The organism is Chloracidobacterium sp. N (genome assembly GCF_018304765.1).
GTDB classification, from domain to species: Bacteria; Acidobacteriota; Blastocatellia; order Chloracidobacteriales; family Chloracidobacteriaceae; genus Chloracidobacterium; species Chloracidobacterium aggregatum.
Window position 1 is genome coordinate 474,370 of the sequence record NZ_CP072643.1, and the last position, 26,975, is coordinate 501,344.

Genomic DNA, 26,975 nt, shown 5'->3' on the forward strand with positions numbered 1-26,975 from the left:
GAGAGCGCCCCACGCTCCAGCTCAACGATGTTGTGCCCAAGGGAATTCAGATGTTGCTGCACTGCACGGGCGCCAACGGCGCCGGCTGCAAGCATCCGAAAAAAGCTGGAATCCGTCTTGAATACCTGACGCCGTGACACTGGCTCTTCGCGCTGGGTTCAAACAGAGGATCCTGCCGGGTTTCATGGACAGGCTCCTCATACAGGCGACCGGACGACCGTGGCCGCGCTGGCGGCGCGTGGCGGCGGCGTGGACTCGCGGTACTGCAATTCGTACAACCGGCGGTAAATCCCATCCGCGCGCGCCACGAGTTCCTGATGCGTCCCCATTTCACGAATCTCACCCCGGTGCAGCACAATGATGTTATCCGCCCGGCGCACCGTGGAAAGCCGATGGGCAATGACCACACAGGTGCGCCCCACCAGCAGACGCTCAATGGCTGACTGGATGAGCGCCTCGGTTTCACTGTCAATGCTCGCCGTGGCTTCGTCGAGAATCAGAATCCGGGGATCGAACGCCAGCGCCCGCGCCAGCGCCAGAAGCTGCTTCTGCCCCACCGACAGCGTTGCGCCCCGTTCTTTGACTTCCACCTGATACCCACCCGGCAGACGCCGGATGAACGCATCCGCCTGCACCTCCTGCGCCGCCGCAATCAACCGGTCTTCGGAAATATCCTTCGCGCCCAACCGGAGGTTGTCCGCAATCGTGCCGGCAAACAGCGTCGGGTCCTGCAATACCACTCCAAAGTAACGGCGGAGTTCTGTCAGGTCGAACTCCCGTACGTCCACGCCGTCAACCAGAATCTGCCCGCGCTGCACATCGTAAAAACGCATCAGCAGACTCGTGATGGAGGTCTTTCCCGCGCCCGTCGCCCCAACGAGCGCCACGGTCTGCCCCGGCGCCACGCGAAACGACACGTCCCGCAACACCCAGTTTTCCCCCTTGTAGGCAAACCACACGTTCCGAAACTCGATTTCGCCACGCATAACGGCCGGCCGTTCGGGCGCCGGCGGAGAAGTTATCACCAGCGGCTCATCGAGCACCTTGAACACCCGCTCCGCCGCAGCCATCGCCGCCTGAAGGATGTTGTACTTCTCGCTGATGTCCTGAATCGGCTCGTAAAAACGCTGCATCGCCTGAATGAAAAAGAAAAGCGCGCCCAGCGAAAGCGTCCCGGTCAGAACCTGCCCGCCGCCGTACCAGATGACAAGCGCCACGCCCAGATTGCTGACAAAACCAATCGCCGGATAAAACACCGCGTAGTAAAAAATCGTCTCGATGTTGATCTGCCGGTGCGCATCGTTGATGGCTTCAAACGCCTGCCCTTCGCGGGCTTCACGGTTGAACAACTGTACCGTCGCCATGCCCGAAAGATGTTCCTGCAGAAAGGCGTTGATGCGGGCCAGACGGGTGCGTACCTCGCGGTAGGTACGACTGGCGTGGCGACGAAACCAGGCCGTAATCGCCGCCAGCAGCGGGACGACAACAAGGCTCACCAGAGCCAGTTTCCAGTTGACCAGAAAGAGAAAGGTCAGCAGCCCGACCAGCACGACGACATCGCTCAACAGGGTGACGAAACCCGAAGTGAACAGCTCGTTGAGGGCGTCCACATCCGAGGTCAGGCGGGTCGTCATGCGCCCAATCGGCGTGCGGTCGTAGTAACTCAGCGGCAGCCGCTGAAATTTGGCAAACAGCTCCCGGCGCAGGTCGTACATCACGAACTGCCCCGTGCCGTTCAACAGCAGTGTCTGCCAGTAGGTCAGTGCAAAAACGACGACCATCAGGCCCAGATACAGGCTGCCGATGACGGCCACGCCGTCCATCGGTGCCGGACGCCCGCCCAACGCCTCGAACCCCGCCGCCAACAGGCGGGAAAACAACCCCAGCCGCTCCGGGGCCGGCGGCAGCAAAAACAGGTCAATCGCCGCCATGGTCAGGTTGAGCGCCAGCAACTCGAAACCGGCCGTAAGTGCAATGAGCGGAATGGCCAGCGCCACCCGTCCCCGGTAGGGCTTCAGATAGGTCAGAAGCCGCCGCGCCAAGCGGTGATCATAGGCTTTTCCAAGAACCTCGTCGTCGGGCTGACTCATCAAACAGGCTAATTTGCAGAAGGTCCGGGAAGATCGGGCCGGTGCTTTCTTCCTTTCGCTGGAACCAGACGCCGGCTCTGCGCTAAGGTAGCGAATCAACATTCCCCTGAACAGGCAAATCGCCAGCCCCCGGCGTCCGGTCGCCCCTGCTGAGGTATGTCTCCGCGAAACGTTGAAAATTTCGGTTTTCCGTGTATTTTCACGGTTTTTTCCAAGCTCTGTGCGGTTTTCAGCGGCAGCGGTTTGGTTTAGCCTCGATTTACACGGACGCCACAGAAAGGTTACGCAACACCTATGCCCGACACCCTGGAACTTCGTCACACCTACGACGCGCTGCTTGAACGCATCACCCACCTGCGGAGGTTTCTTTGACCCGGAAAGCAAGCGTCCGCGGCTGGAGACAGTAGAAGCGCGCATTGCCCAGCCGGACTTCTGGAATGACCAGGAGCAGGCCCGGAAAATCCTCAAGGAACGTCGCCGACTGGCCCAGGCCATCGAAACCGCGGCCTTTTATGACCGCGAGACAGCCGACCTGGAGGTGCTCTTCGAGTTTGCCGAAGCCGACCCGGCCTCGCTGACAGAACTGGAACAACGCCTGCGGGTGCTCCAGCAGAAAGTTGAAGCGGACGAAACCCAGATGCTGCTGTCGGGGCCGAATGACGCCAACAACGCCATCGTCCGTATTCAGTCGGGAGCGGGCGGCACGGATGCCCAGGACTGGGCCGAAATGCTGCTGCGCATGTACCTGCGGTGGTGCGAACGCCGTGGCTTCAAAACCAGCCTGCTCGATGTCCAGCCGGGCAAGGAAGCCGGCATCACTTCGGCAGAATTCACGGTCGAAGGCGACTATGCCTACGGCCTGCTTTCGTGTGAGAGCGGCGTGCACCGGCTGGTGCGGATTTCGCCGTTTTCTTCCGCTGGAACCCGCGAAACGAGCTTTGCCTCCATTTTCGTCACCCCAGAGGTCGAGGACGACATCGAGATTGAAATCAACGAAAAAGACCTGCGGATCGACACCTACCGTTCCTCCGGGGCCGGCGGCCAGCACGTCAACGTCACCGATTCCGCCATCCGCATCACCCACCTGCCGACCGGCATCGTCGTGTCGTGCCAGAACCAGCGGTCACAGCATCAGAACCGTGAAGTGGCCATGAAAGTGCTCAAATCACGGCTCTATGAACTCGAACTCGAACGCCGGCGGGCCGAGAGCGCCAAGCTGGAGGCCGCCAAGCGGGACATCTCCTTTGGTTCCCAAATCCGCAATTACGTGCTACACCCCTACCGCCTGGTCAAAGACACCCGCACCAAGCTGGAGCGTAGCGATGTGGAGAGTGTACTCGACGGCGATCTGGATGACTTCATCAAGGAATACCTGGTTGCCAGGAGCCGCCAACCCGATGGCGTCCTCGTGGCTGGCGATGACGAATGAGCCTCAATCGTGGTTGGGGTTCCCTCTGGCGGTCGTATGACGATGATGAACGCAACGACGACGGACAGTTTTCCACCCCCTGTAGCGCACAAAGGGCCGACCTGGTTCTTCTCCTCACGCTTTGGGGAAGCCCTTGGCATCGTCCTTGGACTGTGCGCCCTGACCCTGGCCATTGCCCTGCTGTCCTTTCATCCCGATGACGTGGCTTGGAGCGTCAGTGCCCGGACTGACCAGCGGCACAATGCCGTCGGCGTTGTTGGTGCCAATCTTGCCGACGTGCTCTTTCAGGGTTTAGGGCTGTTAGCCTACGGCTTGCCGGTGCTGCTCGGCTGGCATGCCATTCAGGTCTTTCGGGGGAAAGCCCTGCTGGTGTCCGCCGAACAGGCAACCGGCATCTGTGGTGTTCTGCTGTCGCTGGCCGGCTTTTTGTCCCTGTTTCAGGAACTGCCGCTGTTTTATGACCGCATCCGTCTGGGGGGCTTCATCGGTTTTGCGCTTGAAAAGTGGCTGGAATCAGTGCTCAACCCGGTTGGTACGGGGCTGCTTCTGAGTGGGACAGCGGTGCTGTCGCTGATGCTGGCGACGACCTTCTCCCCCCGCCGCTGGTTGCTGCGGTGGTGGCAGGAACTCCCGTTTGGCCGGGCCAAGCCCGCCCCGGAGACGAATGACCATCCGGCAACGGTGACGACCAACGGCGTCCCTTCGCTCACTTCCCTACGCCAACGCACCAAGGTCAGCGGTACTACGCCCTCCACTGAAACGACGGACGACAAAAGCTGTGATGAGCAGCGGATTGCTGAAGCTCTCTATGGCGACGAAGCGCCCGGCATCGTCTCTCCGGTCAAGCGGACGCCACACGGGATACCGGCAGTTGATCCGGAAGCCCTGTCACCGTCCCCGGCGACGCCTCCGGCCGCGGATGCGCCGGGTGGCGCACCACCGGGCGCGCCCATTGCCCCTCCCCTGCCCGCCACACCACCGGTTGCCCCGCCCGTCCCGGCTGCGGCGGCATCTCAACCCCAGCCGGAGCCACCGCAGGGCCCCGTTTCGGAAGTCCGGCGACTGGCCCGTGAAGCCATCGAACGGCGCAACAGCGGCAACAATCCCCTTGTCCGCGATAAAGACCGTGACAGAAACGGCAGTCCGGCCGAAGTTTCCGCCGCCCGCCGCCGGCTGGCCGCAGCCGAACAACAGCTTGCCGCCAACGCCGAGCAGGAAGTGGCCAAAATGGTACAGGCGGTGCACATCGTCCGCCGCCAGATGACGCCGCCGACGCCAGCACCGGCCGTGCCGGCGCCACCCCCTGCCGCCGGACAGCGCCCGGTGTCCACCGGTGCGGCCGCGGCGGCGGCTGCCGCGGCCAAGGCCGTCGAAGAAACGGTCTATGCCCTGCCGGCCGTGGAGATGCTGACCCCGGCGCCGCCCCAAACCAGCCAGTCCGATGAAGAACTCCGCGCGCGGGCCCGCCTGCTGGCGGAAAAGTGCCGTGAATTCAATGTCATCGGTGAAATTCTCGAAATCGAACCGGGTCCCGTGGTCACGACCTTCGGTTTCAAACCTGACCCCGGCGTGAAGTACAGCCGGGTGGCCGGACTGGTGGATGACCTCTGTCTGGGGCTTCAGGCGGAGTCGGTACGCATTGATCGCATCCCCGGCAAGGCCACCATCGGGATTGAAGTCCCCAACGCGCGCCGCGACACCATTTACCTGCGCGAAATCATCGAATCGGACGTGTTCCGCGACAACCCCGGACGCCTGCCCATCGCGCTCGGCAAAACCATCAACGGTGAGCCATACGCGACCGATCTGGCCAAAATGCCCCACCTGCTCATTGCCGGTTCGACGGGTTCGGGCAAGTCCGTCATGATCAACTCGCTCATCTGCTCGATTCTGTTCAAATCCACGGCCAATGATGTACGGCTCATCATGGTGGACCCGAAGCGTGTCGAACTGGAGCTGTACGCCGGGATTCCACACCTGCTGACACCCATCATCACCGACCCGAAGCGGGCGGCCAACGCGCTCAATTGGGCCGTGGGTGAAATGGAAAACCGCTACAAGCTGCTGGCGAGCGTCGGCGTACGGAACATCGAAGGCTTCAATCGCGCCGTGACGGAAGCCCCCGATCCGACGCGCTTTCCCGACGGGCCGCCGCCGCGCCTGCCCTACATCGTCATCATCATTGACGAGCTGGCCGACCTGATGATGGTGGCCTCGAACGAAGTCGAAACCGCCATTGCGCGGCTGGCGCAGATGGCACGCGCCGTGGGGATTCACCTCGTCATCGCCACGCAGCGGCCCTCCGTGGATGTCATCACCGGCCTCATCAAAGCCAACTTTCCGGCGCGGATTTCCTTCCGGGTTTCTTCCAAGGTGGACTCCCGCACGATTCTCGACACCAACGGGGCCGAACAGTTGCTCGGTCAGGGCGACATGCTCTTCTCACCCGGCTCCTCACGGCTCATCCGCATCCACGGGGCGTACGTCAGCGAAACCGAAATCAACCGCATCACCGACTTCATCAAGCAGCAGGGCGCGCCGCAGTACGACGAAAGCGTGCAGATGTCGGAAGAGGAAGTCGAAGCGGCCGAAGCCGGCGTGGGCGAGCGCGACGCCCTCTATGACGAAGCCGTACGCATCGTCGTCCAGATGGGAAAAGCCTCCACGTCGGTGCTTCAGCGCCGGTTGCGGATTGGCTACGGCCGGGCCGCAGCCATTCTCGACATGATGGAACGGGAAGGCTTCATCGGCCCGATTGACGGCAGCCGCCCGCGGGTTGTCAAACAGGCGGCTTACGACTACGTGGAAATGCTCGATGGGCACGCGCTGATGCCCGAAGACGATGAGTGACCGGCCTGGAAGTCACCCGAAAGTCGTTGGGGAAACGGCTGGCTTTTCCGTTTCCCCAACCTGGCCCAGACGGCATTGCCGACAGTGCCTAAGCCCTAGAGACCCTTTTCGGCCATGAACTTGATGAGGTCGCGCACGCGGCAGCTATAGCCCCACTCGTTGTCGTACCACGACAGCACCTTGACCAGATGACCGCCGATGACGCGGGTGAAAGAGCCGTCCACGATGGATGAACGGTCATCGCCCCGGTAATCAATCGAAACCAGCGGTTCTTCGGAGTAACCCAGAATCCCCTTGAGTGAACCTTCGGCGGCTTCACGCAACGCGGCATTGACGCCGGCCTTGTCGGTTGCCTTGGCGACTTCAAACGTCACATCCACGAGCGAGACATTTGGCGTCGGAACGCGCACGGCAATGCCATCGAATTTGCCCTTGAGTTCCGGCATGACGAGTTCGACGGCCTGGGCTGCGCCCGTCTTGGTGGGAATCATCGAAAGGGCTGCGGCCCGCGCCCGGCGCAGGTCGTCGTGCGGCAGATCGAGAATCCGCTGGTCGTTCGTGTAACTATGCACGGTCGTCATGATGGCTTTTTCGATACCAAATGCCGTATGGATGACTTTGGCCACCGGAGCCAGGCAGTTCGTCGTGCAGGACGCATTCGAGACGACGTGGTGCTGCGCCGAATCGTAAGCCGACTCGTTGACCCCCAGCACGATGGTCAGGTCTTCGTTTTTAGCCGGGGCCGAAATGATGACCTTCTTGACGCTGTCACGCAGGTGGCCCACGGCTTTGTCCTTGTTGGTGAACAGACCCGTGGACTCGACGACGATTTGCGCCCCGGTCGAAGCCCAGTCAATCTCGCCCGGACTGCGCACCTTGAACACCCGGATGGGATGCCCATCCACGGCAATGGTGTTCTCATCGGGCGCCGTCACGGTGTGGTTGGTCAGGTTGCCCAGAATGGAATCGTACTTGAGCAGGTGTGCCAGGGTTTTGGCGTCGGTCAGGTCGTTGACCGCCACGAACTCGATGTCTGTGTGCCCCAGCGCCGTCCGCAGAATGTTGCGCCCAATGCGCCCGAACCCGTTGATGCCGACTTTGACTGCCATAATGCCTCCGTGTGGGATGTAAGGGGTTGAAGCGTCAGGAAAGGAACTCATGCTCCGTGCCGAAACTAACACATCCGGCCGCCAAATGCGGCCTTGCGGGGAGATTCCCATCCGTAGCCTGCCGGAGGTCTGCTGATGTCCGGTAGTCTGGCCTGGTGGGTGCTGAGCCTCAACACGGCAACAGCGCTCTACATGACGGGCGTGATCTGGCTCATACAGCAGGTTCACTATCCGCTGTTTCGCCACGTCGGGATGGACGCCTTCACCGACTATCATCACCGGCACGTGGCGGCCATTTTCCCGGTCGTTGCCCTGCCCATGCTCATCGAAGGACTGTCCGCGGCCTGGCTTGCCTTCCAGCCGCCGCCCGGCATTGCACGCGGGCTGCTCTGGGGCGGGCTGGCCTGCGTCGGGCTGGCGTTTGGCGTCACCGCTCTGGTTTCCATACCGTGCCATGACCGGCTGGCTGCGGGCTTTGATGCGACGACGCTCCAGACGCTGGTGGCCACGAACTGGTGGCGTACCCTGGCCTGGACGCTCCATGGCATCCTGAGTCTGGCGGCGCTGGTGCAATTCGGTTGCCAAAAACCGCCGGCCGACTGACGATGCGCGCCATACATCGGGGACGCCGGGACGGTTGCCCCGTTCGTCAATCTGCGTTCTCTTCCTGCCCCGACGCGTCCTGTTGACCACCGTCGTATCTGACAGGCGTGACTTTCCCGACTACGGCGGGGACGGTCCCCGCCGCAGCGCCGCCATTGCTGGACGGACTCGCCACGGGTAGGGCAGTTTCGGTTGCCAGCCGTTTCAGGTTCAGCGCCGCATTGAGGTCACGGTCATGGTGCGCACCACATTGAGCACACACCCATGTTCGATCTCTCAATGTCAGCGCCTCGTTCTTCCAGCCACAGATGGAGCACAGTCGGCTACTTGGATACCAGCGATCAGCGATGGTAAGCTGAGTACCGTAGCGCCGGGCCTTGTATTCCAACTGCGAGCGCAACATCCCAAAACCCACGTCAGAGATGGCGCGGGCGAGTTTCTCGTTCTGCAGCATCCCTTTGACGTTTAAATCCTCGATCACTAACGCTTGGTTTTCGCGGCAGAGTCGAGTCGTGAGCTTGTGGGTGAAATCCGCTCGGATATTGGCAATGCGGGCATGCAGCCTTGCCAATGCCGCAGCGGACTTTCGCCGGTTGTTCGATACCGGCAGGCGCGTTCCTTCAGGCAGGCGGGCATGGCGTTCAAATCCTGCTGCCTTCCTGGCGGCTTCCAGCTTGCGGCTGAGACGTCGGCTACGGATTTCCAGACGGCGCAGCGCGGCTTTGAGCGGCTTTGGCGCCTCGATGACTTCACCGCTGGAGATCGTTGCAGCAGCCTTGATACCCAGGTCGATGCCGTTGACCTCGTGCGACGTGCGACGCCGATAGAATTGCGCATCAGGCACCTCGACCTGTATGGCCACAAACCAACGATCCGCGGTGCGAGAAACCGTTGCGCCCAAAATCCTGCCCGCGAAGCGCAGTTCCTCGGTCATGGCGACTTCACCGATCCTGGGCAGACGGATCGTCTTGCCTTTCAGGGTGAACTTGTCGTTGGCAACATAAAAGCTGTCGCGGCAACGGCCCTTTTTCTTGAGCCGTGGCTCGTGCGCTTCTTTGCCCTCCTTGAGGTCGGCGAAGAACCGTTCCCATGCTTTGGCGAGATTCCTGAACGGCTGGGCGTGGGCATCCCGGTGAATGTCTTGCAACCAAGGCCGACCGTTCTCATCGAGCCACTGCGGGTCGGTGTACTTGATGGCGTTGAACTGTTTTTTGAGCGCCATGGCGTTTGGCCTGCCGCCTGCTGCGTATTGCCTGTTCCACTCATTGAGCGCCCAGTTCCAAACACGCCGCGCCGTGCCGCAGGCGCGCTTGAAGTAGTCCACTTGCTCAGGAGTCGGACAAAGAGCGATCTTGTGGGTTAGTTGCATTGTTGGGCCTTTTTGACGTCATTTACATCCTGTTTCAGCGCTTCATTCAACTTCTTTCGATAGTTCCTCAAACCGTACAGCCGAGACGAAAAACAGTGCACGATGGTCATTAAGTCTTGCACCATTTCCTGTTCGGGAGACAGCCGTTCCTGGTTGAGTACCAGCACTTCGCAGCCATGGGTTTGGGCGTAATGTTCGAACCACTCAAAGCCGAAACGGGTGAGGCGGTCCCGGTGAGCGAGGATCAGCATCCTGACTTCCCGTCGCCCGATCTCGTCCATAAGGGCCAGAAACCGCTTGCGCCTGAAGTTCAGCCCGCCGCCCACTTCCTCGATAAACTCGACCCCCGCCAATCCCTTCGCCACCACGAACTCTTCCAGCACTTTGCGCTGATTCGCCAGGTCCGGCTTCTGCGCCGCACTCGATACCCGACAGTAGGCGACAAGCTTTGTTGGCGCATGGTTGGCCTGCCGCAAACCGATGAACTCACGGACCTGCGTCTCAGTGTAGAGGCGGCGGTTGCTGTCCGTTCGGGCCACCGGAATCAGCCTTCCTTCGCGTTCCCAACGCTGCAACGTCTTGACCGAGACACCAAGGAGTTTTGCCGCCTTGCCTGTGCTTATAGTGCTTTCCATGAGTATTATTATACACTATCGCGTACTATACGGCAAGCTAGAGTCCGGCTCCCGTGCCCCTACTCCCGTGAATGAGGAAAAGCGATGCCTTCACCGCAAACGTGGTTCATCACCGGCGTTTCGACCGGTTTCGGTCTGGAACTTGCCAAACTTGCCCTTGAACAGGGCCACACCGTGGCCGGAACGGCGCGGCGACCTGCTGACCTGGCCGCCTTTGAAGCACTCGCGCCCGGTCGCGCCCATGCGTTCCATCTCGATTTGACAGAAGCCGGCACCGTGCCGGGGGTCGTTGCCCAGGTCATCGAACGGCTCGGACAGGTGGATGTTGTCGTCAACAATGCCGGCTACGGAACGGCTGGCGCCATCGAGGAAGTCACCGACGAGCAGATTCGCCGCCAGATGGAGGTCAACTTTTTCGGCGCGTTGGCCGTGATGCGGGCCTTTCTGCCCTACCTGCGCCGCCAGCGAAAGGGCTGGATTCTGAACCTGTCTTCGATTGCCGGTGTGCTGGCCAATCCCGGACTGGGGCTGTACTGCGCCAGCAAATTTGCCCTTGAAGCCGTCTCGGAGGCGCTGGCGAAGGAAGTTGCGCCGCTGGGCATCAAGGTTGTCATCATTGAGCCGGGCCCCTTTCGGACGGATTTTGCCGGGCGCTCGCTGGTTGTTGCGCCGGCCATCCCGGACTACGCCGCCACGGCCGGTGCCATGCGCCGTTACTTTGAGCAGGCGAATGGCAGGCAGGCAGGCGATCCGGTCAAAGCTGCACGCGCCATGCTGGAACTGGTCACTATGGAGAACCCACCTCTGCGGCTGGCAATGGGCAACCGTGCCGTGGACCTCATTCGGAACAAGCTCGAAAGCCAACTGGCCGAACTGGCGCAGCATGAAAGCTGGGCCCGTTCCCTTGATTACGACGCCTGACGCACGGGAGGAGCCATCATGCTTTCAACATCTGACTTCAAACGCGGGGCCTACATTCTGGTGGATGGCGAACCCTACACCGTCCTGGACTGGACGGTTCAGACGCCCTCGGCGCGGGGCGCGGCAACGCTTGTCCGCACGCGCGTGCGCCACGTTCTGACCCAGGCCGTCCTGGAAAAAACCTTCAAATCGGGTGACAAATTCGATGAACCCGACATTGACCAGCGGGAAGTGCAGTTTTTGTACGAATCTGGCGGCGAGTATGTCTTTCTTGACCAGGAAACCTATGAGCAGTACACCCTGCCGGCTTCGGCGATGGAGCGGCTGACGCCCTATCTGACCGAAAACGCGCAGCTCAAGGCGCTGTTTTACGAAGGCAATCTGGTCAGTGTGGAACTGCCGCAGTTTATGGAGTTTGAGGTTGTGGAAACCGAACCCGGCGCGCGCGGCGACACGGCCGCCGGCAAGGTGACGAAACCGGCGCGCATCAGCACCGGCGCGAGCGTCAAAGTGCCGCTGTATATCGAAGTCGGAGAACGTATCGTCGTGGATACCACGACCGGCGAGTTTGCCCGCCGCGCCAAATCCTGAACGCTTTGTCCGGCAACGTTTCCGGCAACATCACCCGCCACCGGCCGCGGCTGGCGGACGTTTCGCCCGAAAGCGTGCCGTTGTAAAAAAATGTTTTCGGTCTGGTCAGGGGGGAGCGGGTGCGCCATACTGAACATTTCCCACCCCCTGTCACACACCCAGGACGGGGCTGAATCTCCAGTCTTTTCTGCTGACCAGAATCAATGCGCACATCCACGTTTTCTGTCCTGCTTTGTCTGGCGTTGGGCAGCGCCCTGCTGACGCCGGCCGCCGCCCAGTCCGAGCGGCCCGGTGAGGTTGCACCGGCGCGCAGCTATGCCATCGTCAATGCCCGCCTGGTTCCGGTTGCCGGTCCGCCCATTGAACGGGGCACGGTTGTCATGCGGAATGGCCTCATTGTCGCCGTTGGCGCGGATGTCAAACCGCCGGCCGATGCGCGCCAACTGGATGGCACGGGCCTGACGGTCTATCCCGGTCTCATGGAAGCCGTTGGGCACCTCGGTTTTGCGCCAGCGCCGCTGGCCACACCGCCGCTGGCGGGACCCGTCCGGGCCACACCGGGGGCGACGCCTCCGGCCGTACCGGTTGGCGGGCTGGCCAACTCGACCCGTCCAAACGGTTTCCAGCCGGAGCTTCTGGCGGCCGAACTTGTCCGCCCGAACGGGGACGGACTGGAAGCCGCCCGGCAGGCCGGCTTCACCACGGCGCTGACCATTCCGCGCGACGGCATCGTTCTGGGGCGGTCGGCCGTCATTGCCCTGGCGGCCGATTCGCCCCGCGAAATGGTCATCCGCACGCCTGTGGCGCTGCATATTGCCTTCCGGGTGGTTTCCGGCAGCGGTTATCCCAACTCCCTTATGGGCGTTTTTTCCATGGTGCGGCAGGCATTTCTCGATGCCCAGCAGTACCAGGCGCACTGGGCGGCCTACCGCGCCAACCCACGGGGCATGAAGCGGCCGGCGGATGACCCGTCGCTCGAGGCCCTGCTTCCGGCGCTCAACCGCGAACTGCCCGTGGTCTTCCACGCCGACACCGAACGTGAAATCATCCGGGCACTCGACTTTGCCCGCGAATTCAACCTGCGCCCCATCATTGCCGGTGGGCGTGAAGCCGAAAAGGTGGCCGACCGCCTGAAGGCGGACCAGGCGGCTGTGCTGCTGTCGCTGAATTTCCCCAAGCGCACCACGGCCTTTGCGCCCGAAGCTGATCCGGAACCGCTTTCCCTGCTCCGGGCGCGCACAGCGGCGCTCAAAACGGCGGCGGCACTGCACAGCGCCGGCATTCCCTTTGCTTTCCAGACCGGCGGGCTGTCCCCGGCGGAAGCCCTGTCAAACGTCAAAAAAGCCACTGAGAACGGCCTGCCGGCTGAGGCGGCGATTCGCGCGCTGACGCTTCGGCCGGCAGAAATGTTCGGTCTGGCCGACCGCCTTGGAAGCCTCGAAGCTGGTAAGGTCGCCAACCTGGTGGCCGTGCGGGGAGACCTTTTTGATGCCAGGCGCAAAGTGGCCTTCGTCTTCATTGACGGGGCCATGGTCAACCTGCGCAGCTCCAACGTCACGCCAGGCGAGATCGCCGGCACGTGGGAGACAAAAGACCTGAAGCTCACCTTCAGCCGTGAGAACAACGAACTCAAGGGCAAGGTGCGCGTGGGTGACACCGACGTTGAGGTACGTGAACTGCGTCTCGGTCTGGATGAAGACGCTTCTCTTTCCACCGTACGGTTCGTTGCTGACCTGCCACGGGATGGCGCAACCAGGGCGGCGATCTTTACCGGCAAGTACACGAGTGACGAACTGCGCGGAACCTTCACCGTGGACGGGAAAGCCGAACCCGAACGCCTGTTCAAACGGGGCACGGCTCCGCCGGCGACGCCGGGCGCAGCGGCAACCGGCACAGCCAATGGGTCGGGAGCGGTCTTTGACTTTACCGGTACCTGGAACCTCACCATTTCCTTCGGACCGCAGAGCCTTCCGGCAACGATGACGCTCCGGCAGGAAGGCACGAATGTGTCAGGGACGTTGAGCCTGGGGCCGGTCGGCACCGTGGAGTTGAGCAACGGACGTGTCACCGGCAACCGCATGGAAGCCACGGCCCGCGTGGATTTCGGCGGCCGCAGCGTTGAACTCCAGCTCAGCGGCACCGGCAACGGCAACAGCCTCGAAGGGACGGTGACTTCTCCGCAAGGTACAGCGGCTTTCAGCGGCACACGCCCCCAGTAATGACGGGTAAGCCGCCCGCAAACCAGAGAGCAATGCTTGGATCGTGGCTGAAAACGTTTCTCCCCGGACGCCGCAGCATCCCGGACAAGGCGGCGGAACCTGACTTTGATCCCCAGACGCTGCCCTGGATTGACCGCCCGGAAGCCGATCTCGAAGGCTATCTTCGCGGCCTTTCCAAGGCGGAACAGGACATGTTCGGGCCGGCACTGCGGTCGTGGCGCGATCTGGGCTATGCCATCTTTCCCCAGGCGGTCAGCCACGAGTTGATTGACGCCTACCTGGCCGACATCGAAGAACTCTATGCACAGCGGCGCTGGCGGGCGCTCGTTCTGGGAGAAAGTTTTGGCGTCCAGCCGGTGCAGGCGTTGTCCCGGGAAACACTCGAAGGCGAACATCACCTTCGGCTCATGGACTTTCACAACCACTCGGTGGCCGGGAAGAAACTGGCCCTCAACGCCAAGGCCGTGACGTTTCTGCGCCATGTGTTTCAGGACGAGGTTGTGGCCATGCAGTCGCTGACCTTCATCCACGGCTCGGAACAATGGACGCACCAGGACTTTCCCTACGTCGTGGCGCAGATTCCCAGCCACCTGGCTGCTTCCTGGATTGCGCTGGAGGACGTGCACCCGGACGCCGGCCCGCTCGGTTATTTCCCCGGCTCCCACCGGCTGCCCAAGTTCAACTTCGGGAACGGTCTCTTTCTGACGCCGGAATCGCCGCTCCGGGAAGATGCTTTCCGGGAACACCTGGAAAGACACTGCGCGGCACGGGGCATCGAACGCCAGGTTTTTCTTCCCAGGAAGGGCGACATGTTCGTGTGGCACGCTGCGCTGGCCCACGGCGGGACGAAGGTCAACAATCCCAACCTGACACGCAAATCGTTCGTGACGCACTACTCATCGCTGCGCGCCTACCCACGCGACCGCCGCGCGCCGGAGGTTATCCCCAGGCGTTGGACATGGAATGGCGCACACCTGTACGAAAACCCCCTGCTCCCGGAAGAAGAAAACGCCTTTCGGCGCGGAGAAGCCGTCGAATGAGGGAGCTTGTCAACAACCTGACGAACCGGCCGGCCCTACGTGGCGGCATGACACCGCCCCGGTCTGGCAACCTGTCTATCCCCCTGCTCGGAGGTCCGAGGACGTTTGTATGCTGAACACCACACCCTTACGCTTTGCCCTCGCCTGTGGGCTGGCCACGGCGCTCGGCTTCGGAACGCTGGCCCAGACACCGGCCCGGCAGCAAGCCCAGACACCAACGCTCATCAGGAACGCCACCCTGCTGACCGTCACCAAAGGCACGCTGGAAAACAGTGACCTGCTCATTGAGAACGGCAAGATTGCCAAAATCGGCAAGGGTCTGACGGCTCCGGCCGGCGCGCGGGTCATTGACGCCACGGGGAAGTATGTCCTGCCGGGCATCATTGACTGCCACTCGCACTCGATGCTCGATGCGGTCAATGAAGGTTCGCTTGCGGTGACTTCCATGTGCCGCATCCGCGATGTGCTCAACCCGAACGACGTGGATTTGTACCGCGCTCTGGCTGGCGGCGTTACGGCGCTGAACCTGCTGCACGGCTCGGCCAACGCAATTGGCGGGCAAAACCAGGTCGTCAAGATCAAGTACGGGCGGCCCATCGAGGAATTCCTGTTCCCCGACGCCCCGCCAGGCATCAAGTTTGCCCTCGGCGAAAATCCCAAGCGGTCGAACTTCCGCTTTCCGGGACAGACGCAGCGGTATCCCAACTCACGCATGGGCGTGGAGGAAACCATCCGTGATGCCTTCGTGCGGGCGCGGGATTACAAGCGCCAGTGGGATGACTACAACGCCGCCAAAGCCCGTGGCGAAAATGTCGTACCGCCCCGGCGGGACTTGCAGCTTGAGCCGCTCGTTGAGGTGCTGGAAGGCAAACGCTACGTGCATGCGCACTGCTACCGCGCCGAAGAAATCCTGATGCTGATGAATCTGGCCGAGGAGTTCGGCTTTCGGGTGCGGACGCTCCAGCACGTGCTGGAGGGCTACAAAATTGCCCGTGAAATTGCCAAACACGGCGCCGGCGCTTCCGCCTTTGCCGATTTCTGGTCCTACAAGGTCGAAGCCTACGACGCCATTCCGCATGACGCCGCCCTGATGACCCGCGCCGGTGTCATTGTCTCGCTCAACTCGGATGATGACGGACGCGCGCGCCGGCTCAACATGGAAGCCGCGCGCGTCATGAAGTACGGCGACCTGACCGAAAACGAGGCGCTGCGGCTCATCACCATCAACCCGGCCATTCAGTTGGGCATTGACCGGCGGGTTGGCTCACTGGAAGTCGGCAAGGATGCCGACCTGGCGATCTGGACGGCGCATCCCCTGAGCGTCTATGCCCGTGTTGAGACGACGTTCATAGACGGCGAAGTGTTCTTTGACCGGCAAGCCGACCTGGCGCGGCGCGAGGCACTGGCCAAGGAGCGCGCCGAACTCGAAGCGGCGGAAGTCAACCGTCCACAGGGTGGCGGCGCACCGCCGCCGGCACCGGCCCGCCGTCGTCCGGCCTACAGCTTCGGCGACAACTGCATGCAGATGACAAAGGAGTAAGCGCGACGATGAGAGCTGTTGGTCAACTTCGTTGGTTTCGTCTGGCAGCGGGACTTGGCTTTTGCCTGGCCCTGACACTTGACGCCCTTGCCCAGCAAAAGCTGGATATTGCGCCGCGCGTGACCGTGGCCATCCGCGACGCCCGACTGGTGACGGTCAGCGGAGAAACCATCGAGCGCGGCACGCTGGTCATCCGGGACGGCCGGATTGCCGCCGTCGGTGCCACGGCGGCCATTCCCTCCGGGGCGCAAATCATTGACGGCAAGGGATTGACGGTCTATCCCGGCATGATTGACGCGGCGACATCGCTGGGCCTGGTTGAAATCCCGGCCGTAGCCGCCACGGTGGATCAGGGCGAAGTCGGCGATTACAACCCGAACGCGCGCGCCATCGTGGCCGTCAATCCGCACAGCGCCCACGTGCGCGTCACCCGCTACAACGGCATCACGAGCGCGGCGACGATGCCCGATGGGGGCGTCATCTGTGGGCAGGCGACCTTTATCAACCTCTACGGAACGTCGCCCCAGGAAATGGCGGTTGTACCGTCGCTGGGGTTGGTCATCAACTTTCCACGGCTGAACCTGGGCGGCGGGGGGCCGTTTGCAGCGTTTCGCCAGCCGCCGCCGGCCAACATTGCCGAGGCCATTGCGACGCGCAACCGGCGTGTCGAGGAACTCCGGCAGGTGCTGCGCGAAGCGTCTGATTACGGCCGCGCCAAAGCCGCCGCAGCCGCCGACCCGAACATCCCGCGTCCAGCGACGAACGTTGTGTATGAAAGCCTGCTGCCGGCGCTGCGCGGTGAAATGCCGGTGTTTTTCCGGGCTGACCGGGCGCAGGACATTCGCGCCGTGCTGGCCTTTGCCGAGGACATGGGGCTGCGCCCGATTATCGTTGGGGGCAATGACGCATGGATGTGTGCGGCGGAACTCAAAGCCAAAAACGTCCCGGTCATTCTGACAGGCGTGCTCGACCTGCCCAGCCGGGAAGATGATCCCTACGATGTGCTCTATGAAAATGCGGCCAAGCTGCACCAGGCGGGTGTGAAGTTCTGCATCTCGACAGGCGACAACGGGGCGCACGTCCGCGATCTGCCCTATCACGCCGGGATGGCGGCGGCGTTTGGCCTCAGCCCCCAGGCGGCTCTGCGGGCGGTGACGCTTTCGGCGGCCGAAGTGCTGGGCGTCAGCGACCGTCTGGGATCGCTCGATGTGGGGAAAATGGCGAACGTCGTGGTCGCGGATGGCGACCTGCTCGAACCCCGGACGCGCGTCAAATATGCCTTCATTGACGGCCGTCCGGCACAACTGACGAGTCGCCACACGGAACTCTACGAGCAGTTCAAGGAACGGAAATAGCGCCAGTTTCCGATAATCATCGGATGTGTCAGGATTTGGTGTGCGTCCGCCACAGGGCTTATTCCAAATCCCCGCATCCTGTGGATTCGCGGGACTGAGGGCAGGCATGCTGGAACCCGACGCGAAAGGCAGCATCCATCTGGCTGACAACCTGGACGTGCTGGCTTGCCTGCCGTCGGCTTCGGTGGACCTCATCTACATTGACCCGCCGTTCAATACCGGCCGGGTTCAGCGCCGGACTCAGCTTCGGACGGTACGCTCGGACACCGGCGACCGGATTGGTTTTCAGGGGCGGCGCTACGCCAGTCAGGTCATCGGCAGCCGGTCTTTTGGCGACGACTTTGACGATTACCTGGCCTTTCTGGCACCGCGTCTGGTGGAAGCGCACCGGGTGCTGGCCGCGCACGGCTCGCTGTATTTCCACGTGGACTACCGCGAAGTTCACTACTGCAAAATCCTGCTCGATGGCATCTTCGGGCGGGAGAACTTCCTGAATGAAATCATCTGGGCGTATGACTACGGCGGCCGTCCGCGCCGCCGCTGGCCCGCGAAGCACGACAACATCCTGTTCTATGTCAAAGACATTGAGGGGTATGTGTTCAATCAGGAGGCCATTGAGCGCATTCCCTACATGGCGCCGGGACTGGTTGGCCCGGAGAAGGCGGCGCGGGGAAAGCTTCCCACGGACACGTGGTGGCACACGATTGTGCCGACGAACAGTGCCGAAAAGACGGGCTACCCGACCCAGAAGCCGCTGGGTATTCTGCGGCGCATCATCCAGGCGTCATCGCTGCCCGGCGCGCTGGTACTGGATTTCTTTGCCGGCAGCGGCACGACCGGCGCAGCGGCACTCGAACTCGGCCGCCGTTTCCTGCTCGTGGACAACAACCCGGAGGCGCTGGCGGTGATGGCGCAGCGGTTTGACGGCGTGGAAGGCATCACGTGGGCCGGCTTCGACCCAACGCCATACCAGAAAGACCGGACAACAGCCACTCCGGTTTTGAGCAGCGGGACAAACGGCGGAACGCAAACCGTACGGGCGAATGTTCATTTGCCCCAGAGACTTCCCGGCTAGGTATCCATTGGATGCCGCCGTTCAGCCAGAAGGGCCAATCCAAAGGCCAGCGCCGCCTGAACCAGAAGCCACGTCCGGGCGGTGTCCCCCCGAATCAGAAACGCATCCGGCAGAAAGACAATCGGCGTGCTGGGGCTTTGTGTAATGGCGTCCCAGGCGAGATGACTCGCCACACCGACGGCCAGACCATAGCCGACCGCACGCCACAGCCGATGCTCGAACGTCAGCCCAACGACAATCAACGGAATGAGCACCGAGTGCGTCAGAAACCACCGGTGCCAAGGCATTCCCAGCCACAGAATGTCCCAGTCCGGTACGGGGTAGTGCGTAAACTGCCAGAGCCAGTCAGCCCACGTCCCCGGACGGTCAATGTGCCCCGGCAGAAAAAACAGCGCACTGGACCCCATCAGCAGCGCCAGCCAGAACCCTGCCTGTGACAGCCGTACGGGCGAGGGGTCTGCGTCCGCACGTGCGGAGGCGGCTTCTGACGCTGGCTCCAGCCGTGGTGATGCGGTCGCCTTCAGTTTCTTCGCCAGCGCAAAAAAGCCCCACGCGCACGCCAGACCAGCCAGCGCGTGTTGCAGCCCGTTCCAGAAGTAGGGGTTCATGGCAGATGCCGTTCCCTTGCCAGTCCGGGTCAGTAGCCAAGCCCACGGTTCGCCAGCGCCGAATTCAGAAACAGCTTGACGCCAATTGCCATGAGGAAGGCAGAGACGAGAAACTCAAAAAGTGTCGTCGGGAGCAGTACGGCGCGCCCGGAAAAGACGACCAGAATACCGCTCAGCCCCAAAAGACCAGCTCCAATCCAGCGGGCCTGCCCGCGCAAAAACACCACGGCCAGCAGTCCGGCCAGTGCCAGCAGCACCGTGCCGGCGGCGGCAATGCCATACCACCAGCCATACCACCAGCCGCGGCCACTGCTGTAAAACAAGCCCCCGCTGCCGGTTGTCAGGACAATTTTGCGTCCGAGTCCGTAAATACCCGCCAAAAAGCAGCCGATGCCGATCAGTCCAGGTATTCCGCGCATAGCCGTTTCCTTTCAGGATGATTCCGGGCCGTGCCCGCGAGCGTTGAACTTCGCCCAGTACAAGCTGGAAATGTGTCGCCATTATGACGGAGGGACAAGACGGATACAACCGGAGAAACCTCCCGGCGCCGGAAAAACCGTGACCCGACCGGCAAGCCAGGCCGACAACGGGAAAGCTTCAGGAACGACACCGCTACGGCTTGCGTTTTCCCGCCGACCGTCATTAGCTTTTCCACCTATGACGCAGCCGGAATCTGCCGCCCCAACCCCCGCTGCCCTGGCCGGTGAAGACTGGTTCGGAAGCCCATACTACGCCCTGCTCTACCACCACCGGGACGAAACCGAAGCCTGTTTCTTCATTGCCAACCTCGTACGACATCTGGAGCTGCGCCCCGGCGACCGCGTGCTTGACATCGGCTGCGGACGCGGCCGCCACGCCACCTGCCTCCACGAACACGGCCTCGAAGTGGACGCCTTCGACATCTCCCCGGACTGTATTGCCGTCGCCCAACGCTATGCTGATGAAACTCTGCGGTTTCACGTCCACGACATGCGGCTGCCCTTTGCCCATGGCGGCTACCGCAGCGCCTTCAACATGTTCACCAGCTTTGGCTACTTTGCCGACGACAACGAAAATGCGCGCGTCGTTGCCGCTGCCGCCCAGGCGCTTGATGCGGGTGGCTGGTTCGTCCTCGATTTTCTCAACGCCCACTGGGTTGTTCCCCGCCTGACGCCCTTCAGCGTACAGGTCATCGGCGGCATCCGCTTTGAAATCCAACGCGAATACCGGGATGGCTTCATCCTCAAGACGATTGCCTTTGAAGATGGCGGCCGGTCGTTCCGCTTTGTCGAGCGCGTCAAGGACATCCGCCTGCCCATGCTGAAGGATTTTTTTGCAGCCGCCGGTTTGCACGTCCAGTCCATTTTCGGCGACTATGACCTTTCGGCATACGTGGCAGATGCTTCGCGCCGGGTCATTCTCATCGGCCGCAAACCCTGACCTTTCCCGATGCTGTTTCAACTTGTCTGGTCAAATCTACGGCACCGGCCCGTGCGGACGGCGCTCAGCGCCTTTGGCGTGGCGCTGGCCGTCACCCTCATTCTGGTCAATGCCGGTCTGGTCAACGGCTCCCAGCGCGGACGCGCCCAGCGGGAAACAAACGTCCGGGCGGAACTGATGTTCTGGCGCGATTTCAACCTGACTTCCACCTCGGCGCTGGTCATGCCGATCCAGTACACCGACCGCCTGCGGCAGATTGCCGGCGTGGCCGACGCGGCTCCGGTAGGGCAGTATCTCAAACCAAGTGACTATGGTATCGGCGTGGAAATCATCGAGGGCATCGAGTGGGAAAGCTACCAGCGCCTGACCGGTATCCGCCTTCAGGCCGGGACGCCGCCGGTTGATGAGTACGACGCTGTTGTGGATGCCGAGTTCATCCGTACCCGGCGGGCTGCCATTGGCGATACGGTCCGGGTTTTTGAACGTCCCTTCCGGATTACGGGCGTGTATGCGCCGGAAGCCGGTACGGCCCGCTTCAAAATGCAGCTCGCCACCATGCAGAAACTGCTGGCGGCCCCGGAACGGTGCACGTTTATCTATGTCAAGTGCACCAACCCGGCTGAACAGGAAGCCGTCGCCGCCCACATCGTTGAGGAACTGCCCGACAACACGGTGATTCTCATCCGCGACCTGCCGGCGGCTTACGAGCAGGGCATTCCGGCGCTCAACACCTTTCTCAAACTGGTCATCGGGCTGGCGGTGGCCGTCGGCATCACGTTTGTTTTTCTGACGATGTACACCACGATCGCCGAACGCAAGCGGGACATCGGGATTCTGAAATCGCTTGGCGCGTCGCCGTGGTGGATTATTCGGGCCATCGAAGCCGAGGCGCTGTTTGTCGGCCTGCTTGGTCTTCTGCTGGGGATTGGAGCCGCGTATCTGGCCGTTGCCGGCATCACGACGTTTACGGCCCTGCGCCCGGAGATCGAACTCCGCTGGCTGGGCCTGGCGGCGCTCATCAGCCTGCTCAGTACGGCGCTGGGCGCACTGTATCCGGCCTGGCGGGCGGCGCGGCTTGACCCGGTGGAAACTCTGGCTGAATAACACTGGTTCGGAAAACGAAAGGCTGCCGGAACAGACGGACGGGAAAGGTATAAACGGCACTCGTGCGTCCGGCCGGACGCTACGCTATAGTGACCGGGCCAGGCGTAACCTGTCCTGCGCTCCCAAGTTCATCTCCACACAACTGAGGACCTTTTCTGATGGGCTTCATCTCCGGCAATCCACCCCTGACCCGCCCGGATGCCACGTTTGCCGTTCCGACCGAAATCAAGTACGGGATTGGCAAAGTCGGCAACCTGACCGTTGAACTCCAGCTTGCTCCCGATTTGGCCGAACGCACCCGCCTTGCCGTCTTTACGGACGCTGGCGTGGCGGCTGCCGGTTTGCTTGATGTCGTCCGGCAGGCCTTTGCCGATTCGGATTACACCATCGTGGCCGTCATGGACGACGTACCGGCCGAATCGGACACGGAGTTTGTCAAGCGTGCGGCCGCCAAACTCAACGAAGCACAGGTGTCGCTCATCGTGGCCGTGGGCGGCGGCAGTGTCATGGACACGGCCAAGATTTCGGCTGTCATTGCGGCTTATGGCGGGGAAGCCAGTGAGTATGAAGGTGGGTTTATGGTGCCCGGCCCCATCACCCCGATTCTGGCCATTCCCACCACGGTTGGCACGGGCAGTGAAGTCACGCTGGCAGCGGTTGTCAAAGACAACGTTCAGCGCCGCAAACTCACCATTGCCAGCCCGTTCCTGTTTCCGCGCATGGCGATTCTCGACCCCAACATGGTGGCGACGCTACCGGCCAGACTCGTCGCCTGGACGGGATTTGACGCGCTCACCCATGCCATCGAGGCCTATTCCTGCGTTGAGCGCGAACCCATTTCGGCCGCGCTTGCCCTGAGCGCCATCGAACTCATTGCCGACAATCTGGAAGCGGCTGTCCGGGAGCCAGGGCCGACCGAAGCCCGCGCCAAAATGCAGTATGCGGCAACCATGGCCGCCATGGCGTTTTCCAACTCGCCGGTCGGCGCGGTGCACGCCATTGCCCACTCCGTCGGCGCGCTGTTTGGCGTGCACCACGGGCTGTCCAACTCGATTGCCCTGCCCTTTGTCATGGAGTTCAACCTGCCGGCGGTGGCGACCTACTACGCCGCCGTTGCCCGCGCCATGGGCATTGCCGACACCGGGCAATCCACCGAGGCGTTGGCAACGGCCGCCATTGCCGCCGTACGTGAGCTGAAGCAACGGTGCGGCGTCCCGATGCAGTACCGGGAAGTCGGCGTGCCGACGGATGCCGATACAGCGGCGGCAATTACCGACCTGACTTTGGAAGACATCTGCCTGTCCTTCAATCCGGTGAAAGGTGAACGTGAGGACATTCTCGCCCTGGTGATGCGCACCCTGTAGCCCCGCGCCGGCGCGGGTGGCCGAACAGTGAATCGAGGGAGCACCGCCCCATGAGTCAAACCCTGGATGATCCCTTTGCCTTTGATCTGTTTGCCCAGCCCGTGGCCCCGGTTGAACCGGAAGCGACGCCCCCACCAACGGAGGAGCCGCTGGCCCGCGAGCGGCACTGGACGGACGCGCTGCCCAAATGCTCCCGGGCCGAGGTCGAGGCCAGCCGCAGACTGGGCAGCGTTCCGACCTGGCTTTTCGGAGCGATGTTCCGGGCAGCCGCGCCCCGGTTGCTGACCATTCTCCGTACGCCGCCGGAACTGTTCGGGATGACTTCCTTCGGTTGGTCTGAAGTCAGCGCAGCCGAACTTGGGCAAACCACGGACAGTCACCGTTTCTGCGCCACTTTTGGCGTTGGTCAACCGGAAGCGACTCTGTTTCTGCAAACGGACGCCAGCTTTGCGGCGGCGCTCGTGGAACGCATGCTGGGCGGCAACGGCACCCCGCCGGACGGTCTGCGCCAGGTCACTTCAGCCGAGGCAGCGGCGCTGGAGTTTTTGCTGCTTACCCTGGCCTGGGATGTCAACGCCTTGCTTGGCGAGCCGACGCTGCGGCTGACATCCTGCGCGCGCTGGCTGTCCTTTGGACATTTCCAGTCGGCCGCCACGTCCGACACCCCGACCCGCTATCTGGTGGGCACCGTCAGCCTGAAGTTTGCCGAAGCCGTCGGATTTGCCGAATTCATCCTGGACGCGGCAACGCTCGAAGCATTTCGCCAGGTGGGCAGCCACCTCTTGGCGCGGCCGGTTTCCGACCCCACACTGGCGCTCATTCGCCAGAAGCACGTGGCTGAGCTGGCCAGGGTGCAGCCGACGTTTTCCGCCGCACTGGTCATCGGACTGGTCGAAGCGACCTACGGAGAGCTTCGCACGCTCGAAATCGGCGACTTTGTCATCCTCGAAACAATCCAGTCGGTGCTCCAGCCGGGCGGCATCGGGAGCGTCACGGTAGGCGTTCCAGAAACCCTGATGCTGTTCGGTGAACTGGATGACGAATTTCGCTTGACCATCCAGGACATCGTTCCCACATTACCCATGCTTTCGTCCGAGGAAACTTCCATGCCGACTGAAGAAACGGCCACGCCACCGGCCGTATCCCTGGATGACCTTGCCGTGACGGTACGCATTGAGCTGGCGGCGCGCCGCCTGCGCCTTGAGGAAGTGGCCCAGTTGCGCACAGGGTACGTCCTCGAACTCGGTTGCAAGCCGACCGATCCGGTGACGCTGACGATTGATGGCCGTCCCATTGCGCGCGGTGAACTCGTGGATGTCGAGGGCCGTCTGGGGGTACGCATCACCCAGGCACGGAGCTAAGCCATGCTGGCGCTCATCGGATGGCAGGCCACCACCGAACCGCTTCCGCCAACCGGCGGCGGTTTCTTTTGGGCACTGCTCCAGACCCTCGTCGCGCTGGGGATTGTCTGTAGCGTCGCTTATGTCACCCTGCGGGTTGTCCTGCCGAAACTGGGCGGCCTCGGTCTGCGCCGGCCGACCGGGTTGATGCACATTGTGGACGTTCTGCCGCTCGAACCGCGCCGGACGCTGTATGTCGTTGAAGTCAACGGAAAGTACCTGCTGGTCGGCGTCTCGGAAGCCGGACTTCAGGTTATGGAAACCCTTGATGCGGCTGCCGTCGGGAAGCACCTGGCAGCGCGTGAGACCTCCCAGCCCCCGCCGCTGCTGGCGCAGTCCGTCGGGCGGTGGCTGATGCGAAAGTGAGGCGCGGATGGCATTGCGTTCTGGTCTTGTGAAAGCCGTGGCGACGCTTTCCCTCTTTGCCGGGATGGGCATCAGTTCGTCTCTGGTGGCGACGGCGCAGGGGGCGCTTCAGGCGAACCCGGTGGTGTTGGTTGTCACCCTGGGCGCGCTGGCGCTGGCTCCGTTTGCGCTCATCATGATGACCTCGTTCGTCAAAATCTCGGTTGTCCTTTCCATCCTCAGAAACGCGCTGGGCACGCAGCAGGTGCCGCCCAACCAGGTTATCACCGGGATTTCGCTCATTCTGACGATATTCATCATGGCGCCTGTCGCTGAGAAAATGCTGGAGGAAGCCGGCCTGTCGGACGCCACCGCGCCGGTTTTCACGGAAATGCGGGCGGATACGCTGTTCAAGGCGCTGGACAAGGGCAAGGAGCCACTCCGTGCCTTTCTCGAACGCAATGCCCACGAGGCTGACCGCCGCCTGTTTCTGGGGCTGGCCCAGCGTCTGGCGCAGAAAAACGGCAAGGACCCGAATGCCATTACGGTACGGGATTTCCGCGTCGTCGTGCCGGCGTTTGTCACCAGCCAGTTGACCGAGGCGTTTCAGATTGGCTTCCTGCTGTTCATTCCCTTCCTCGTCATTGACATGCTCGTGTCGAACATCCTGCAGGCGATGGGGATGTTCATGCTGTCGCCGACGATGATTTCCCTGCCTTTCAAACTGCTGCTCTTTGTGCTGGTCAAAGGCTGGGTGACGCTCATCCAGAATCTCGTGCTCAGCTATGCCTGACGGCTTCGTGTATGCCTGACGGCTTCGTGCAACAGGTGCGCCTATGCAGACATTTTTGACGCTGGCCAACCAAACCCTCTGGCTGATTCTCATTTTGTCCCTGCCGGCGCTGGTGGTGAGTCTTGTCGTGGGGCTGGTCATCAGCCTGCTGCAAGCCCTGACGCAAATTCAGGAGCAGACGCTGACGTTCGTGCCCAAGATGATTGCTACCGTACTGACGCTGATTTTCTTTGGAAGCTGGACGTTTACCCAACTCATCACCTTTACGCAGCAGGTGATGTCCTACATTCCGAAGGTCAGTGCACTGCCGTAGGACGACCGCCTCATCCGCCTGTGGAGCCGTCATGGCGCGAGCGCGGGCAGGGCTGGAAAAGGCAGGGAGCCGGCAGCATGCGGTATGACCCTGAAAGGCATCACCGCCGTTCAATCCGCCTGAAGGGCTACGATTACACCCGGATGGGGGCGTATTTTGTCACCCTCTGCACGCAGGGGCGGGTGTGTCTGTTTGGGGAGATCATGGCGGGTGAAATGCGGTTGAATGCGTACGGGGAAATTGTTGCCGAATCCTGGCGGTGGCTGGCGACGCAATACGATTATGTGGAATTGGACGAATGGGTGGTCATGCCCAACCACCTGCACGGAATCATCGTGATCACGGGCGATGGCCGGGGCGGTTCCGGCGGCACGGACGGTTCCGATGGCAGGGGCGGTGATGATGTTGCGGACGGTTTTGATGTTACGGGCGGTTCGCATGGTAGGGGCGGTTCGCATGGTAGGGGCGGTTCGCGAACCGCCCCTACCACCATGGCACCGACCGCCGCACCAACCACCCCCACCACGCCGACCGTTCCTGCGGGAAAACGCAAACCCCTCGGCCGTTTGATCGGCGCATTCAAAACGGTATCCACCAAACGCATCAACGATCGCCGTGGCACGCCCGGCGCAACCGTCTGGCAACGCAATTATTACGAACACATCATCCGCCACGCGGAATCCCTCAACCGCATCCGCGCCTACATCCTGAATAACCCCCTTCAATGGCATCTGGATCACGAACACGCGCCGGCAACCGACGCTCCCCCGTGGGCGGACGAATGAGCGGTGTGGCTTGGCGTA

Annotated in this window: 24 protein-coding genes; 18 read left to right on the forward strand and 6 right to left on the reverse strand. The window is 62.2% G+C overall.

What is annotated here, in order from left to right:
- Positions 1-197: 197 nt before the first annotated feature.
- Positions 198-2,090, reverse strand: coding sequence for an ABC transporter ATP-binding protein (locus tag J8C05_RS13090; RefSeq protein WP_211423951.1), 1,893 nt, complete (start codon positions 2,088-2,090; stop codon positions 198-200).
- 294 nt (positions 2,091-2,384) lie between these two features.
- Here J8C05_RS13090 and prfB point away from each other — a divergent pair.
- Positions 2,385-3,519, forward strand: a protein-coding gene (gene prfB, locus J8C05_RS13095) for a peptide chain release factor 2 (protein WP_211423952.1) whose coding sequence is annotated in 2 segments (ribosomal slippage) — positions 2,385-2,450 and positions 2,452-3,519 — 1,134 coding nt in all. Because the reading frame shifts where the segments join, the coding sequence is not laid out codon by codon here.
- Between the two features lie 42 nt (positions 3,520-3,561).
- Positions 3,562-6,369: a DNA translocase FtsK gene (locus J8C05_RS13100; protein ID WP_211423953.1), complete on the forward strand. Its 2,808-nt coding sequence runs from the start codon at positions 3,562-3,564 to the stop codon at positions 6,367-6,369.
- Between the two features lie 95 nt (positions 6,370-6,464).
- Here the strand turns inward: J8C05_RS13100 and gap are convergent, their stop codons facing one another.
- Complete coding sequence (gene gap, locus J8C05_RS13105; RefSeq protein ID WP_211423954.1) at positions 6,465-7,478, reverse strand: type I glyceraldehyde-3-phosphate dehydrogenase; 1,014 nt, start codon at positions 7,476-7,478, stop codon at positions 6,465-6,467.
- A 135-nt stretch (positions 7,479-7,613) separates the two neighbouring features.
- On the opposite strand from gap, the gene J8C05_RS13110 reads away from it, so the two are divergent.
- Positions 7,614-8,081, forward strand: a complete 468-nt coding sequence (locus J8C05_RS13110; RefSeq protein ID WP_014101259.1) for a hypothetical protein — start codon at positions 7,614-7,616, stop codon at positions 8,079-8,081.
- Between the two features lie 46 nt (positions 8,082-8,127).
- On the opposite strand, the gene J8C05_RS13115 is transcribed toward J8C05_RS13110, so the two are convergent.
- Together J8C05_RS13115 and J8C05_RS13120 are read right to left on the reverse strand one after the other, a co-directional pair.
- Positions 8,128-9,450, reverse strand: a complete 1,323-nt coding sequence (locus J8C05_RS13115) for an RNA-guided endonuclease InsQ/TnpB family protein (protein WP_211423955.1) — start codon at positions 9,448-9,450, stop codon at positions 8,128-8,130.
- A complete protein-coding gene (locus tag J8C05_RS13120; protein ID WP_459543876.1) occupies positions 9,441-10,091 on the reverse strand; it encodes an IS607 family transposase in 651 nt (216 codons plus the stop codon). Before J8C05_RS13120 ends, J8C05_RS13115 begins: the two co-directional genes overlap by 10 nt.
- 78 nt (positions 10,092-10,169) lie before the next feature.
- Between J8C05_RS13120 and J8C05_RS13125 the strand changes: the two genes are divergently transcribed.
- The 7 genes from J8C05_RS13125 (at position 10,170) to J8C05_RS13155 (ending at position 18,826) form a co-directional block, all read left to right on the forward strand.
- Positions 10,170-11,006, forward strand: a complete 837-nt coding sequence (locus tag J8C05_RS13125) for an oxidoreductase (protein WP_211423957.1) — start codon at positions 10,170-10,172, stop codon at positions 11,004-11,006.
- Positions 11,007-11,024: 18 nt separating this feature from the next.
- Positions 11,025-11,597: an elongation factor P gene (gene efp / locus J8C05_RS13130; RefSeq protein WP_211423958.1), complete on the forward strand. Its 573-nt coding sequence runs from the start codon at positions 11,025-11,027 to the stop codon at positions 11,595-11,597.
- Between the two features lie 203 nt (positions 11,598-11,800).
- Positions 11,801-13,816, forward strand: a complete 2,016-nt coding sequence (locus J8C05_RS13135) for an amidohydrolase family protein (protein WP_211423959.1) — start codon at positions 11,801-11,803, stop codon at positions 13,814-13,816.
- A gap of 32 nt (positions 13,817-13,848) precedes the next feature.
- On the forward strand, positions 13,849-14,856 hold the full coding sequence (locus tag J8C05_RS13140) for a phytanoyl-CoA dioxygenase family protein (RefSeq protein WP_211423960.1): 1,008 nt from the start codon (positions 13,849-13,851) through the stop codon (positions 14,854-14,856).
- A 109-nt stretch (positions 14,857-14,965) separates the two neighbouring features.
- Complete coding sequence (locus J8C05_RS13145; RefSeq protein ID WP_211423961.1) at positions 14,966-16,396, forward strand: amidohydrolase; 1,431 nt, start codon at positions 14,966-14,968, stop codon at positions 16,394-16,396.
- 8 nt (positions 16,397-16,404) lie between these two features.
- Positions 16,405-17,751, forward strand: coding sequence for an amidohydrolase family protein (locus J8C05_RS13150; RefSeq protein WP_211423962.1), 1,347 nt, complete (start codon positions 16,405-16,407; stop codon positions 17,749-17,751).
- Between the two features lie 106 nt (positions 17,752-17,857).
- Complete coding sequence (locus J8C05_RS13155; protein ID WP_211423963.1) at positions 17,858-18,826, forward strand: DNA-methyltransferase; 969 nt, start codon at positions 17,858-17,860, stop codon at positions 18,824-18,826.
- Here J8C05_RS13155 and J8C05_RS13160 read toward each other — a convergent pair.
- Together J8C05_RS13160 and J8C05_RS13165 are read right to left on the reverse strand one after the other, a co-directional pair.
- The gene (locus tag J8C05_RS13160; RefSeq protein ID WP_211423964.1) at positions 18,823-19,434 is read right to left on the reverse strand and encodes a DUF5942 domain-containing protein; all 612 of its coding nucleotides are present in this window, start codon (positions 19,432-19,434) and stop codon (positions 18,823-18,825) included. The two genes, J8C05_RS13155 and J8C05_RS13160, sit on opposite strands and share 4 nt — an antisense overlap.
- A 29-nt stretch (positions 19,435-19,463) precedes the next feature.
- Positions 19,464-19,853: a hypothetical protein gene (locus tag J8C05_RS13165; protein ID WP_014101268.1), complete on the reverse strand. Its 390-nt coding sequence runs from the start codon at positions 19,851-19,853 to the stop codon at positions 19,464-19,466.
- 238 nt (positions 19,854-20,091) lie between these two features.
- On the opposite strand from J8C05_RS13165, the gene J8C05_RS13170 reads away from it, so the two are divergent.
- The 8 genes from J8C05_RS13170 (at position 20,092) to J8C05_RS13205 (ending at position 26,957) form a co-directional block, all read left to right on the forward strand.
- A complete protein-coding gene (locus J8C05_RS13170) occupies positions 20,092-20,853 on the forward strand; it encodes an SAM-dependent methyltransferase (RefSeq protein ID WP_211423965.1) in 762 nt (253 codons plus the stop codon).
- Between the two features lie 9 nt (positions 20,854-20,862).
- Positions 20,863-21,957 carry an ABC transporter permease gene (locus J8C05_RS13175; RefSeq protein ID WP_211423966.1) on the forward strand — a complete coding sequence of 365 codons (1,095 nt, stop codon included), beginning with the start codon at positions 20,863-20,865 and terminating at the stop codon, positions 21,955-21,957.
- A 158-nt stretch (positions 21,958-22,115) separates the two neighbouring features.
- Positions 22,116-23,321, forward strand: a complete 1,206-nt coding sequence (locus J8C05_RS13180) for an iron-containing alcohol dehydrogenase (RefSeq protein WP_211423967.1) — start codon at positions 22,116-22,118, stop codon at positions 23,319-23,321.
- A gap of 50 nt (positions 23,322-23,371) precedes the next feature.
- Positions 23,372-24,682, forward strand: coding sequence for a type III secretion system cytoplasmic ring protein SctQ (gene sctQ, locus J8C05_RS13185; protein WP_211423968.1), 1,311 nt, complete (start codon positions 23,372-23,374; stop codon positions 24,680-24,682).
- Positions 24,683-24,685: 3 nt separating this feature from the next.
- Entirely contained in the window at positions 24,686-25,087 is a 402-nt protein-coding gene (locus J8C05_RS13190; RefSeq protein ID WP_211423969.1) for a FliO/MopB family protein, read from the forward strand.
- A gap of 7 nt (positions 25,088-25,094) precedes the next feature.
- Entirely contained in the window at positions 25,095-25,859 is a 765-nt protein-coding gene (gene sctR, locus J8C05_RS13195) for a type III secretion system export apparatus subunit SctR (RefSeq protein ID WP_014101274.1), read from the forward strand.
- A gap of 43 nt (positions 25,860-25,902) precedes the next feature.
- Positions 25,903-26,172, forward strand: coding sequence for a flagellar biosynthesis protein FliQ (gene fliQ / locus J8C05_RS13200; protein WP_014101275.1), 270 nt, complete (start codon positions 25,903-25,905; stop codon positions 26,170-26,172).
- A gap of 77 nt (positions 26,173-26,249) precedes the next feature.
- The gene (locus J8C05_RS13205) at positions 26,250-26,957 is read left to right on the forward strand and encodes a transposase (protein ID WP_211423970.1); all 708 of its coding nucleotides are present in this window, start codon (positions 26,250-26,252) and stop codon (positions 26,955-26,957) included.
- Positions 26,958-26,975 lie beyond the last annotated feature (18 nt).